Source organism: Streptomyces sp. NPDC006261, from assembly GCF_040613515.1.
Classification (GTDB): domain Bacteria; phylum Actinomycetota; class Actinomycetes; order Streptomycetales; family Streptomycetaceae; genus Streptomyces.
Map to the genome: position 1 here is coordinate 53,798 of NZ_JBEXSI010000042.1, position 10,649 is coordinate 64,446.

The following is a 10,649-nucleotide window of genomic DNA, read 5'->3' on the forward strand; positions in this document are numbered from 1 at the left end:
CAGCCACACTGGCGCTGACGATGCGGAGTACGGGAGACGGGGGCGGCTCCGCGATATGCACGGTGAACCGGGACATATTCGAGCCGTTCCGGCATACGCAGGGGCAGTGGAACTTCTGCCTGCTGGTCCCGCTCGGCCTGCTGGGTGTGCTGGCCACGCGGCGGCCGGGTGGTGGCCTACTTGAGTCTGCTCCTTCCGGCCGCGATCGAGACGACACAGGCCCTGGCCCCGATCGGCAGGGCGTGCGACACGAGCGACGTCGTGGCCAACGGGGCGGGCGGCCTTGTCGGTACGGCGCTCGCCGCGCTGGTCATCGTGTTCCTGCGGTGCACCCCTCTGCCGCGTGGGACGGCGAGGAAGGGACTCATCGCCACGGGGATCGCGACGGCCCTGATGGGGACCGTTCTGTATGCCTCCGTCGATCTCGTCGTCATGAACCACACGGTGGCGTCCCCGGCCACATCAGCGCAGAAGGCCGCCATCGACCAGCGGCTCCGGGGCGCCTTCGGGGGCGCGTACCGGGTCACCGACTACTCCGTCACGACGACCGGTTTCGACGACGCGGCCACCGTGACCGCCTACTTCGGGAACGGCATGGCCGAACTGAGCTGGCCGGACCAGTGGGACTTCACCGTCCAGGTCATGTCGGCCACCGACGAGCCGATCGAAGCGTTCTCCGTACCTGGCGCCGCTGCCGGTGCCGGGGCCGCGGAGCGCCCCGTCGGCGACAAGGACGCGGTGCTGATCGCCCGGGCGTATGCGGACCGGTTCGCTCCCTGGGGGACCAGGAACGCGAAGGTCAAGGTCGCGCGCCCCGACGACGGCGGACTGCCCGGGTGGCTCGTGAGCTGGCGCAGGTACGAAAGAGAGGTCGTGCTCCCTCACCGGTTCGACGTGCGCATCGACGAGGAGGGACGTGTGAGCGAGCTGACCGAACGCAAGGTCGCCGACCCCCAACTCCCACCCGTGCGCGTGACGGAGGGCGAGGCGTGGAAGACCTTCGCGAAGAGCTTCCCGGAGAGGGCCGACGCCATCGAGGAGAAGCCGGACCCGACACTCTCGGCCCAGTTCCGGGACGGCGAATGGCGGGTGGACTGGCTGCTCGTGGCCACGACGTCGACGGGTTCCCTGGAGGCGGCCGTCGACGCCACGGACGGCAGCATCCATGACCCTGCGGAGATCCTCCTGGCCCGGAACTCTGAGGTGCCGTGACCCGCTGTGCAGGGACCCCTCTCGTCGAGGGCGAACCCAGTCCCGGTTCTCGCTCACGACGGTGAACCCGGCCGATCGATAGAGCGCCACCGCGGCCTCGTTCGCGGCCGGTGTCGCGACGGCGACCGCACTCGCGCCCCGGTGGACGAGTGCCGCGCAAGCGCCCAGCACGGCATCGCGCCCGTAGCCGTGCCCACGATGGTCCGGATGGGTGCCGACCGGTTCGAGCAGCCCGCACCTGCCCTCGCCGGCGAACCATCCGGTCGCGGCGGCTGCGGGCTCCCCGGCAGGCGTGCGGACAAGGGTCTCCACCGCCAGCCCGCCCGCCGGTGACCGCATCATCGTGCGGTGCCGCTCGACCGTGAAGGTGGATCCCGCGAAGGCGGCCCGATGCACCAGCACCCGGTCGGACGTCATGGCCACACCGACCGGCTCGGCACGGCTCGAAACCGGCTGCGGGACCCACGACAGGACGAGCCAGGACTCCTGCTGATCAGGCTCCCACCCAGGTATGGCCAGACCGTCGGACCAGTCGTCGCCGGATACGAGCACCTCCTCGGCATCGGCCGCGAGCGCCCCGCGATCGGCGCCGGGCGCTGCGTGACGCGCAGCACGGGGCCGTCCAGGAAGCCGACCGCCACCGGCATTCCACCGTCCGTCCAGAGGAGGACTGCCGCGTCGTGGAACCGCAGGAGCCAGCCCACGTCCCCGGGGTGGAGGCCACCGCCGGGGGCGGCGGCCGACGTCCACTCGCCCAGTGCACGCAGTGCCGGACCGGTTTCGGCGGGGGACAGGTGGTGGCGCGCGAGCGAGGTCATGGGCGGCAGGTTAGTGAGCCCGGTGACGGTGGGGCGAACGTATTCTCCGGCCACGGCTCCAGCTCCGGCTCTGACTCCTGTTGTGGCCCCCGGCTACCCCTTGATGGTGAACTTGCAACCCTTGGGGTCCTTCCCGGCGTTGTTGTCCGCAACCTTCTTGCCGTCGACCTTGATGACGCAGGGAGCTTGCTGCAATGAGCCGTCGGCAGCGGTGATCGTGCCCGGCACGGCCGTCACGAGGTATCCCACGCGCTGTTCGGCGGCGGTGAGTTCGACGGTCTCCGTCAGCGTCCAGGGGAGCGACTGCTCCTCGAATCCGCTGCTGGCCGCGTTGTACATGACCGCGACCTTGCCCGAGCCCCCGACTTCCAGCGTCACCTCGTGCGCCCCTTTCTCCGGGTCCGCCTCCGGTGAAGCGCCCTGCGACGAAGGAGCCTTGTCGCCCACACGGTCGGCCGCGCTCCCGCCGCCCTTCGCCCCGTCGCCGCTTCCGCAACCTGTGAGCAGCATCGCCGCCGCGGCTGCCAGAGCTATCCCCGTAACCGTCTTCCGCATGGCTTCTGTTCCCCGTCTCTCTTGCTCCGTATGGTGCTCGGCCGGTCCCTCTTCCCGTTAGCGAAGGGGAGGAGGAAACAGGGAAGATCTCATCACACCGGCGGAGGGCTCTTGACCGGGCACCTCACCATGGCGTCGCAGGTGAGGAAACCGAACCACTCGATGACCGCGGTGGCTTCCACCTCGACCAGGAGACGTCGCCGGGAGTGGAGCTCCACTTAGCATCGTCTGCCATGACGACTCTGATCGTGACCGTCGCTCTGGCACTCGTCGGCTACCTGGCGACGTACCTCAACGGTGTGCGACTGGCGCAGCGGCAAGCTCGTCTGGCGCGCGTCAACCTTCAGTTGAGCGACTTCTATGGACCCTTGTTCGCGCTGATGGAGGCCAACAGCAGGACCTACGACACCTTTTCCGCGAGGCACGCCCGACCCGACGGCCGCGATCCTTTCGACCACGACGTACCCCCCACGGAGCAGGAGCTCGCCGAGTGGCGCACGTGGGCCGGCACGGTCTTCATCCCCAACATCCAGGCGATGCGCGACGTGGTGGTCACCAAGGCGGATCTCCTCATCGAGCAGGAGATGCCACCGGCCCTGCTCCAGCTCTGCGCCCACGTTTCCGGTTACGAGATCACCGCTGCACGGTGGGCACAGGGCCGCTACGAGGAGCACCTGTCGGTCATACCCTTCCCCGCCGGGGAGTTGATGGCGTACACCCGGGACCGGTTCACGCGGCTGAAGAGGGAGCAGGCGGTTCTCCTCGGCCACACTTCAGCAGAGGGCCGGCGGCCTCGGCTGCTCGGCCGCATGCGATAAGAGCCGGAAGGTGGTGAGGATGACCGTGCCTACGCTTTCAACAGCCGCTGAAGTGGACGCGTGGCTCAGCGAAGCCGGATGGTATCCAGGGCGCGACGTCGGAAACGATGCCATCGGCGCTATCGCTGCCGTTGTCGAACGGTACCGCGCCTACGGCGTCGCGTGGCACGGAGTGGTGAGAAGCCGGTGCTCTGCTTCTCCAGCAATGTGGACACGGGGTGCGGGTAGGACATCCACGCGAGCGAGTGGGCCGCTTCTTACAGACGGTCGTGAACCTGCTGTGCCAAGGCTCTGAGTCCGGTCGCATCTTCCTCGGGCATCAGATACGGGACTGTAAAACGTTCGGTGTGACTCCCGATCATGGAAGATGCATCGATGACCAGCAACAACGTGACCGAGGCCGAGCCCGTCGAGCCGTCTGAGACGGCGCCGCCGAAGTCTGTGGACGACCGGCTGATCGATGAGCTGGTGGGCCGGGCTCAGGCCGAGGGAGCGGGCCGCCGGTCCCTCCTTGCTACGTCCTCGCCCAGCCGGCCGTGAGACAACGCGGTCACCCCGGATCTCGATGATCGGTGCACGGTCGATTTTATTGTGCCCGATGTCGTACGGACTGAGATGAGTGGTCGGCCAGGTCCTGGTCAGCCGTTCCGGCGACAGCGTCCCTCGTGCCTGCCGTGTGGCGATCGAGTGCCTGTCTGCCTGAAACGGTGCAGGCACGGCGCGGGCTGGCGGGAACGACCAGATCCTGCCGAACCTGGCGACGATCGCTGTCGGTCCGAACGCCCCGGACGACGTGAGGCCGAGCAGGACGCCACGGTCATGGCCCTCTACGGGAGGAGACGGCCCCCCTGTACCAAGAAGTGGGACGATGAATGGTCCGAGGTGATGTGAATGCGGGTACACGAAAATGGGAGCGGCATCGTGCGAGTGGAGCGCCACAGGGTTGGGGAGGCTGCGGTAGCCGAGGCCCGTGCGGACTTTCCGCGCCACATCGGTGCGCGGGTGCGGACCATGTCCAGGGCAGATCGGATGACGAACCGCGAATGGTGGGAGCTGTCCGAGGAATTCCTCAGGTACCTGGGTGCGTTGTCGGTGAAATATCCAGGACTGGAAACTCCGGAAGCGAAGTTCGTCCTGGACAACGCGGCCGAGGCCGCCGCGGGCGCCGTGTCGTACGCCGCCTACCACCCGTATGAGTCCTTCAGTGTTTTTCTGCACTACGTGAACTTCGGGATGAGTTACGAAGCCGGGGGCTCCGGTGAGCCGGCGCGCATCGGTGCGGACGAATGGCTCGGTGCCTTCTGCCTGATGGTCCTCGCCGGAAGTACTGAACGGCACCGCGAAGCCTTGCGCTTTACTCGACATTCACCGCAGGCCGACCGGACGGGCTGTGCCACCGCGGAGCTCATCAACGGTCTGATGGCGTACGTTCTCGGTGATCTGGGGGATGACGACGCGGACTACCCGCCCTCGACCGAACAGAAGCTCGCCGCAATTGATGCCGCTTTGGCTCGTGTCCACGCCTCAGCTGACGAAACCGGGCAGAGTCGGCCGGTCCGTGGAGACTTCACCGCGCTCCTTGCCGTACGTGCCCTGGCCGCCGGTGACCGGGCACGCTTCGAGGAGGCCTTGACGACGCTGCTGCTCCGGCACCGGGAGACCTCGCAGGGAGTTGGGCAGCCCGGCTCGCTGCTGCCACTTCTTCCGCTCGCCCTGGCTGCTCTTGCCTGTCGCCGTGAGGGCTGGCTGCCAGCGGTCGACACCGACTACCTGCCGTATGCGTTGGTCACCGGTTTCGTGGCTCCGGAGTTGTCGGGTTTGGTGCCCGGAGCCGTGAGCCGTGCTGACGTGATAGCTGATCTTGCTTCCGGAGCAGTCCTGAGCGAACGGCCGGAGGGGCGGGGGTAGTCGGGTGAACCTGTCTGCGGACGATCAGGTGGGGAATTCGCCGATCCAGGTGCGCTGGAGCAGGTGCTTGGGGAGGTAGTCGGACTCGATGGCGAGGGGGAATTCGGCGTCGTAGGCGAGGCAGGTGATGGCGAGGGGGCCCAGGGCGATGCTGCCGTCGATGTCCTTGGCGCGGTCCTCGTTCAAGGTCCAGTACGTCTTGTGGAGTTTCAGGGCGTCCGCGAGGGCGGGGGTGAACCCGTCGCGGTCGTTGCGGATGTAGTGGTAGAAGAGGTTGATCGGCGGGTAGAGCACGGCCTGGAGGAGGTCTTGTGGTGCGATGCGTGCCACGGTGGGGTCGGAGGCTTCGATGGTGGCGATGAGTTTGTCCGCGAGGTCCGGGCGCCGTAGCCACCAGCTCTGGAGGGTGTCCACCCAGTGGTAGATGTACTCGTCGTAGGAACCTTCCGGTGAGCGCAGCCGCTCCAGGGGGATTTCGCTGAGCTGCGTCATTCGGTCCTGGTCACGGCAGATGACGGCCAGCCAGAAGGCGGAGAGCCACGTGCCGGCGTCAGCAGAGGACATCGGTCCGTTCGCCGGGATGGACCGCAACTTTCGGTTGATCCGGCATTCGACGGCTCCCCCGGACGAACCGAGCAGGGCGAAGATCGCCGACCCCAGTTGCATCGAATTGACTGTCGACTCCCATGTCTCCACCGCTGCCGCCCGGGGGTCGGCCACACAATGGGCCCGCATGGCCAAGTTGGCAGTGCTGAACGCGTAATCAATCATTTCCGCGGAGCCTTCGAGTTTATCGATGCGTCGGGCGACGCGCTCACTCAACCGTTCCGCGAACTGCTCGGCACCGGGCCCGGGCGATAGATCATGTCGGGTGATGACCTCATTCACGGAAGAGTCCCCTTGCTAATGTCGAAACGCCGATACAGATAGCCAGTGTACTCTGTCGAGTTCTTTCCTCCCTTGACGACCACGTAGTCCAGTTTGCCCATTTCGAGGGCATTTTCCAGGGCGTCCACCAAGTCTGTCTCCCCACGGCTTTCCATCTTCTGGAGAATATCAAGGAAGTATTCCCTGCTACCTTGGGAGACTCGCTTTCCTCCGGGGAGTGCGCGGCTGCCCATGTCTGTCGTCGGGCTGCTCTTCGCCTCGATGACGACGACGCGCCCGTCGTCGTGCAGCCAAACCTGGTCGAACTGATCGTTCCCGTTCTTGGGGCCGAGTAGATGCTGCTTTTCGAAGTCAGGATAACGCTCGGCGACAAAATGATGTTCTGCCACCTTCTCGCCGAACTCCTCGGAGGCGTCACGCATCTGGGTGTGTGATTCCTTGTAGGCCTGTGTGGTTTCGTCCAGAAGTTTCATCGACTCGAGGTCGCCGTGAATTTGTCTGTCCTTCCCGGCGGCAGTCTTCAGTTTTTCCGCAAGATTGTCCCACAGGATGGAGGCGTGGCGCTTACGCGCCGCCACATCAAGGATTCTCAGCCGTTCCCGGCTCTTCACGGTGTCCGCGCTCACAGAGACGTATTTCTCATCCAGGAAGTGGGGCGGGGGAGGAGCTGGTGCGTCCTTGGCGCGGATCCATGGGGTGCCTTCCGACAGGCGGGCGAGTTGAGGCGGCGCGTATCCACTTGCGTCATGGACCTCGACTCGCTTGCGAGTCCCGTCACTTCGGTAGTAACGGTCGAAGTAGCCCGGCTCTTCGTTCGCCCTGTACACCTGAATTTCCTCGATCTGCTCCAGGGTCAGGGAACCGGGCCTCCCGTACGGGTTGGGGCCGTCAAGCATGAAGGTGGGGCGCGGTACGGGCTGGTGTGCCGCGCCCGGCGGCGTAGGAGCACCGTCGCTGCCACGGGCCGCATCGTCGACCCCGCCGAGGCCGGCACTGTCAGGGTTCCGGGGGCCGGGAACACCGCCATTGTCGGCGCTGCCACTGGGTATCCCGCTGTCGGCGGCTGATCCGCCGGGTATGTCGCGGCTTCCTGTGCCCGTGGGGCCGCCTCCGTCGAGATGGTTCGCGGGAAGGTGGTCGCCCGGGCCGCCGCGCGGGGTGCCGCCCGGGGTGCCGTTGTCCAGGCTGTTGGTCGGCAGGTTGTCCGGGGCCGAGCCGCCCGGAAGGTTGTTCGCGGTGCCGCCCGGGGTCCTGTCTGGAGTCGTCGCCTTGTCGCTCGTACGGGCCGCGTCGTCGCCGAGCCGTCCCGGGTCGCCGAAGTCCGAGCCCAGGCGGATGCTGTCACCGCCGCCGGTGCGGGCGCCCGCGCCGACCAGGACCGATTCCTCGGCGGGGGTGCGGGGCAGCGGGGTGTCCGCGTCGGTCCTGACGGGGGCGCCGTCGGCCGGGTTGCCGTCGGGGGCGGCGGAGTGGTGTTGCTTGAGGGTGCCGTCCTCCTTGAGGATGTTGCCCTCGCGGTCGAGGTGGACGATGTTGCCGTCCTTGTCGGTGCCTCGGACGGTGCCTTCGGGAAGGGCGGTGGTGCCCTCCGGGAGTTTGAGGGTGCCCTCCGGGATCGGCAGGGAGCCCGCGGGCGGGGTCATGCCTTCGGGGAGGCGGACCACGCCGTCGCCGAGGTCGACCGCTCCGGCGGGGATGTCCATGCCGTCGGGAAGCTTGACCGCGCCCTTCGGGACTTCGAACGCGCCGTCCGGGACCGCCGCGCCCTCAGGCAGGTGCAGAGTGCCGTCGGCCAGCTTGAACCCGCCGTCCGGGAGCGTGATCGAGCCTGGCGGAAGGGTGGGGATCTCGATGTTGCCCATGCCCTTGAGGCCGGCCATCACATCGCTGATCTTCGTCAGGCCCGCGCCCGCGCCCTTGAAGAGGTACGTCATCGGGTCGATGACCCGGCCCGCCTTGCCGGCGAAGGAGAGGGCCTTCGCCGCGAGGGCCGCCTTGCCGCCGCCCGCGACAGCGCCGCCGGTGCCGCCGGTGAAGACGGTGGTCACCACGTTGAAGGTGACCGCGCCCGCCGCGCGTGCGGGGTTCTCGCTCCACTGGTCCCAGGCCAGCAGCGCCTTGCCGGTCTCCTTCATCGCGGTGCGCGAGTCCCGCAGCCACGAGGGGAGCTTGTCCTCGGGCGTCAGCCAGAACGCGGCTGCCAGCGGGGTGGTGGAGATGATGACGCCCGTGGTCAGCTTGGCCAGGCCCGTCCAGGCCTGCTTCATGGACTCCCAGCCGTCGGTGCCGACCAGGGTGCCCAGGCCCTTGATCGTGCCCCAGACACCGTCGACGACGACGCCCTTGCCGAAGTCCCACGCGTGCTCCCACACCTGGTACCAGCGCGTCGACTCCTTCACCGGGTCGCCCCACGGCAGGCCCTTGGCGTGCTTCAGGGCCTCGGCGTCGTAGCCGTACATGCCCTTGCTGCCGGAGCCGTCGTCCACCTTGAGCTGCTTGCCGTCCGGCACCAAGGAGATGATCTTGTTGTGGCAGGCGCGTTCGACCGCCTGGAACGCGGCCCAGGTCTCGGCGATCTCGGCGCGGCGGTTGTTGTTCTCCTCGACCAGGTCGCCGTCCTCCCGCCACTTGTCGTCCGCGTTCACCTTGACGAGGAAGGCGCCCGCGTCCCGCTTGAGCCGCTTCAGCTTCTCCACCAGGGGGTGGGCGTCGTCCGAGTAGGTGCTCAGGGCGCTGGTGATGGTGGCCAGGTCCGACTTGAGCGAGGCCCCGCGGTCGGCGACCGGCTTCGTCGTCGCGAACAGCTGGTCGGCCTCCGGCGCCTTGTAGAAGGCCTGCAGGCCACCGAAGCTGCTGTGGATGTCGGCTGCGGCCGAGGAGATCTTCTCCCCGTCCTTGGTCAGTGACGTCACCTTGGTGTCGAGCAGCGCGAGATTCCCGGTGAAGACCGGTATGCCCTCCAGGTTGACCGGTTGGTCGTCGCTCACTTGCCGGCCCCCATGTCCTTGAGAAGGTCCAGACGGACCGACTTCGCCGCGTCCTGCGCCTGCTTGGCCGTGTCGAGGTCACCCTCGACGTACTCGTTGGTCGCTGTCGCAGCCCCGAGCACAGCCGCCTGGATCCGCTCCGCCATCGACTTCAACTGGGCTTGCCGCGCCTGCGCGTACTGCCCCAGAGCGGCCGCCACCGGTCCCATCGCCGCCTGCGACAGCGGCGCCTGTCCCGGTGCCACCGGGCCGTGCAGCGGCGTACTCGCCGCGGTGCCCGGCACCGCCGTCCCCGCCGCCTGCGCCGCCTCCGAGAGGTCCGTCATGAACGCGCTGAGCGCCTTCTCCAGATCACCGGCATGCGTACCGACGATCTTCAACTGACCTTGCACGCCCTGCGGTCTGATATCCCACGCCACCACCGGCGCCCCACCCCCGTACTTCCTGACTTCCTGGCCCCTTGGCCAGACCCCGGACCACCCGTCACCGGCTCACACCGGCCCCTGGGTCAGCCGATGCCGTCGACCGCGGCCTTCGCGCGCGCCAGTGTCTGCGAAGCGGTGCCGTCGTTCTTCTCCAGCGTCGTACGCAGCAGCTGGATGATGTTCTTGACCTCCTGCGAGGTCGCGTTCCACCGCAGTTCCTTGCCGTGGTACTCATCCGCCACGCCGTCGGCCGCGAAGTCGTTCATCGCCGCCTTCACCTGCGTGTCCCGCGCCGTGATCACCTGCTCCAGCTGGGCGATCACCAGCTGGATGTTGCCCTGGACCTCTGTCGAGGCGCCCGTGTCGTACGAACGCCGGTCCGTGCTGCCAGCCATCAACCATCACTCCCCGTGGTGAGAACCGAAATACCGAAATAACCGAGAACCCTGTGCGCAGGCACTCAACGGCCGCCGAAGCGCGCCGCGTCGAAATTGGCCGATGCCATCTGCGTCTTCGCGTTCTCGCCCTGCTCCTGGTCACCCGAACCGAACGCCGCGTCCATCCCGGACTGGCCGCCCAGGATCCCGGACAGCGAGGCGTTGAGTGCGGCGGTGATCTCGTCGGAGCGGTTCTTGAAGTCGTCGAAGGCGACCTTCCCCGCTCCGTTGAACTTGCCCTCCAGCGGCTCGGCCGCCGCGATGAGCTGGCGGATCAGCGTCCCCAGGTCCGTACTCGCGCCCTGCGAATGCGAGATCAGCGTCGAAAGGACCGAGGCCCCCATGTCGAACTTCATCGTCTTCCCCCAGCACCTCGAACGAACGCATGAGTGTTCGGATTCATGTCTATCAACTCTCGCGTCACGGCTGCAATCTGCGATCGGACAGATTGCCGTTGTGACCAAGCCATGACATCGGGCATCGGCAGGGCACCCCTAGGCCCTCTCCTAAGGGCTGTCCCGCAAATGATCTATGAGCCGCCCGGGCAGGGTCGGTTGCTGTGCGGTCGTTGGACTATCCGGCGAGGGTGAGGTTGTGCAGG

The 10,649-nt window shown here is 67.3% G+C and carries 10 protein-coding genes and 1 pseudogene; 4 read left to right on the top strand and 7 right to left on the bottom strand.

Going from position 1 to position 10,649, the window contains the following annotated elements; translation table 11 throughout:
- The first annotated feature begins 168 nt into the window (after positions 1-168).
- Positions 169-1,212, top strand: coding sequence for a VanZ family protein (locus ABZ154_RS25120; protein WP_356836147.1), 1,044 nt, complete (start codon positions 169-171; stop codon positions 1,210-1,212).
- 24 nt (positions 1,213-1,236) lie between these two features.
- Here ABZ154_RS25120 and ABZ154_RS25125 read toward each other — a convergent pair.
- Together ABZ154_RS25125 and ABZ154_RS25130 are read right to left on the bottom strand one after the other, a co-directional pair.
- Positions 1,237-2,030 (bottom strand): annotated as a pseudogene (locus ABZ154_RS25125) (GNAT family N-acetyltransferase); the annotation flags it as partial.
- Positions 2,031-2,123: 93 nt separating this feature from the next.
- Entirely contained in the window at positions 2,124-2,585 is a 462-nt protein-coding gene (locus ABZ154_RS25130; protein ID WP_356836149.1) for a hypothetical protein, read from the bottom strand.
- Positions 2,586-2,818: 233 nt separating this feature from the next.
- Here ABZ154_RS25130 and ABZ154_RS25135 point away from each other — a divergent pair, with 233 nt between their 5' ends.
- From ABZ154_RS25135 to ABZ154_RS25145, 3 genes are all read left to right on the top strand, one after another.
- A complete protein-coding gene (locus ABZ154_RS25135) occupies positions 2,819-3,403 on the top strand; it encodes a hypothetical protein (protein WP_356836151.1) in 585 nt (194 codons plus the stop codon).
- A gap of 375 nt (positions 3,404-3,778) precedes the next feature.
- Positions 3,779-3,943 carry a hypothetical protein gene (locus ABZ154_RS25140; RefSeq protein WP_356836153.1) on the top strand — a complete coding sequence of 55 codons (165 nt, stop codon included), beginning with the start codon at positions 3,779-3,781 and terminating at the stop codon, positions 3,941-3,943.
- 489 nt (positions 3,944-4,432) lie between these two features.
- Positions 4,433-5,311 carry an Imm49 family immunity protein gene (locus tag ABZ154_RS25145; RefSeq protein WP_356836155.1) on the top strand — a complete coding sequence of 293 codons (879 nt, stop codon included), beginning with the start codon at positions 4,433-4,435 and terminating at the stop codon, positions 5,309-5,311.
- A gap of 24 nt (positions 5,312-5,335) precedes the next feature.
- On the opposite strand, the gene ABZ154_RS25150 is transcribed toward ABZ154_RS25145, so the two are convergent.
- The 5 genes from ABZ154_RS25150 to ABZ154_RS25170 form a co-directional block, all read right to left on the bottom strand.
- A complete protein-coding gene (locus ABZ154_RS25150) occupies positions 5,336-6,082 on the bottom strand; it encodes an immunity 49 family protein (protein WP_356836157.1) in 747 nt (248 codons plus the stop codon).
- Positions 6,083-6,195: 113 nt separating this feature from the next.
- Positions 6,196-9,186 carry a hypothetical protein gene (locus tag ABZ154_RS25155; protein ID WP_356836159.1) on the bottom strand — a complete coding sequence of 997 codons (2,991 nt, stop codon included), beginning with the start codon at positions 9,184-9,186 and terminating at the stop codon, positions 6,196-6,198.
- Positions 9,183-9,608 (bottom strand): DUF6507 family protein, encoded by a 426-nt coding sequence (locus ABZ154_RS25160; RefSeq protein WP_356836161.1) that lies wholly within the window; start codon positions 9,606-9,608, stop codon positions 9,183-9,185. The genes ABZ154_RS25155 and ABZ154_RS25160 overlap by 4 nt, the downstream gene beginning before the upstream one ends.
- Before the next feature lie 86 nt (positions 9,609-9,694).
- Positions 9,695-10,006: a pore-forming ESAT-6 family protein gene (locus ABZ154_RS25165; protein ID WP_161263707.1), complete on the bottom strand. Its 312-nt coding sequence runs from the start codon at positions 10,004-10,006 to the stop codon at positions 9,695-9,697.
- Between the two features lie 65 nt (positions 10,007-10,071).
- On the bottom strand, positions 10,072-10,404 hold the full coding sequence (locus tag ABZ154_RS25170; protein ID WP_093688477.1) for a hypothetical protein: 333 nt from the start codon (positions 10,402-10,404) through the stop codon (positions 10,072-10,074).
- Positions 10,405-10,649: the final 245 nt, after the last annotated feature.

What these genes read in the sequence shown, in the direction of transcription:
- ABZ154_RS25130 (WP_356836149.1), bottom strand. Translation starts at nt 2,585, where the DNA reads ATGCGGAAGACGGTTACGGGGATAGCTCTGGCAGCCGCGGCGGCGATG.
- ABZ154_RS25135 (WP_356836151.1), top strand. Translation starts at nt 2,819, where the DNA reads ATGACGACTCTGATCGTGACCGTCGCTCTGGCACTCGTCGGCTACCTG.
- ABZ154_RS25140 (WP_356836153.1), top strand. Translation starts at nt 3,779, where the DNA reads ATGACCAGCAACAACGTGACCGAGGCCGAGCCCGTCGAGCCGTCTGAG.
- ABZ154_RS25145 (WP_356836155.1), top strand. Translation starts at nt 4,433, where the DNA reads ATGACGAACCGCGAATGGTGGGAGCTGTCCGAGGAATTCCTCAGGTAC.
- ABZ154_RS25150 (WP_356836157.1), bottom strand. Translation starts at nt 6,082, where the DNA reads ATGATTGATTACGCGTTCAGCACTGCCAACTTGGCCATGCGGGCCCAT.
- ABZ154_RS25165 (WP_161263707.1), bottom strand. Translation starts at nt 10,006, where the DNA reads ATGGCTGGCAGCACGGACCGGCGTTCGTACGACACGGGCGCCTCGACA.
- ABZ154_RS25170 (WP_093688477.1), bottom strand. Translation starts at nt 10,404, where the DNA reads ATGAAGTTCGACATGGGGGCCTCGGTCCTTTCGACGCTGATCTCGCAT.